The organism is Leuconostoc sp. BM2 (assembly GCF_002095565.1).
GTDB lineage: Bacteria > Bacillota > Bacilli > Lactobacillales > Lactobacillaceae > Leuconostoc > Leuconostoc falkenbergense.
The window spans coordinates 1-1057 of record NZ_MOWQ01000098.1 but is presented as its reverse complement, the minus strand read 5'-3'; the positions used below and the strand labels follow the sequence as shown (position 1 = coordinate 1057).

The following is a 1057-nucleotide window of genomic DNA, read 5'->3' as shown; positions in this document are numbered from 1 at the left end:
CGACCACGTAGATGACGTTTTTTCAATGCCAACGCATGAGCAATCTCAGCTTTATAGGGTGTAACTTGATGAATTTCAATCGAAACGGTTGAAGGAGAGCGTTTAATAAAGCGCGCAATGGCACGAATCGAATAATTCAATTCCAGCAAAGTTTGAATGACAGTACGTTCTTGAGATGATAAACTAGTCATGAGTCGCAGTTCCTTTATGGTTGTTTTGGACAATTACCATTAAAGGCGCTGCGGCTTTTTTATTCAAGTGTTCGGTTTAATTTTACAATCTACCATTAGTTAAGTAAAATCACTGTGATATTGATAATAATCTATCGACCCACGAATCCAAGCGAATTTGTCACGCTCACCACTCATCGACCGATAATCAACAATAACACGGAATTAATCGTTTTATGTTTTGAGATTAACTGCCGGTTGTTAAAATTGCTGACGTGGTATTATTTTCCTACACAGTGGAAAAAATGATATTCGGGTCTGTTATCCAGCGCCCAGTAGTTATTGTGATTGGTTGGCACAACCGCTTCGTTTTTCCTACCGGCGGTATACCATGATGAATGAATTATCGTATCACCATCATCCATGAACAATCCAGTATGAGAAATACCGCCGGCGCCAGCGCCATAATTTTTGCCCCAGATAAAGATGCTCAGAAGTCAATAAATTGGACTATTTTTATTCAGTTAATTAAGCAACATTTGAGATACGATTACTATTATAAAAATTGATATACCAACCAATGGCTGCTTGGACTTCAGTTAATGTTTGGTATGCCTTCAAATAAACCTCTTCACGCTTCAATATTGAATGAAACGCTTCCATACGGCCATTATCGTACGGATGGCCTTTGAGTGAATATGAATGTTTCAAGCCATAATTTTGACATTTAATATTAAACTCAGCACTCGTGTATTGTGACCCCATATCTGAATGAATAATGACTGGCTTTCGATGCTTATCTAACGCCATCTGTAAGGCACTTGTGGCTAGCTCGGCTGTCATTGTATCGCCAATTTTATAGCCCAATACTTTTCTCTTCTCAGGAT

Annotated in this window: 3 protein-coding genes; all 3 read right to left on the bottom strand. The window is 38.6% G+C overall.

The window, feature by feature from the left end; translation table 11 throughout:
• Positions 1-191 (bottom strand): helix-turn-helix domain-containing protein (locus tag BMG01_RS10575; RefSeq protein ID WP_139968519.1); only part of this gene is annotated, 191 nt, incomplete at its 3' end.
• A gap of 260 nt (positions 192-451) precedes the next feature.
• Positions 452-652, bottom strand: coding sequence for a peptidoglycan amidohydrolase family protein (locus tag BMG01_RS11695; RefSeq protein ID WP_369802605.1), 201 nt, complete (start codon positions 650-652; stop codon positions 452-454).
• Between the two features lie 46 nt (positions 653-698).
• Positions 699-1057: DDE-type integrase/transposase/recombinase (locus tag BMG01_RS10565; RefSeq protein WP_143472304.1), on the bottom strand; the 359-nt coding region annotated here is incomplete at its 5' end.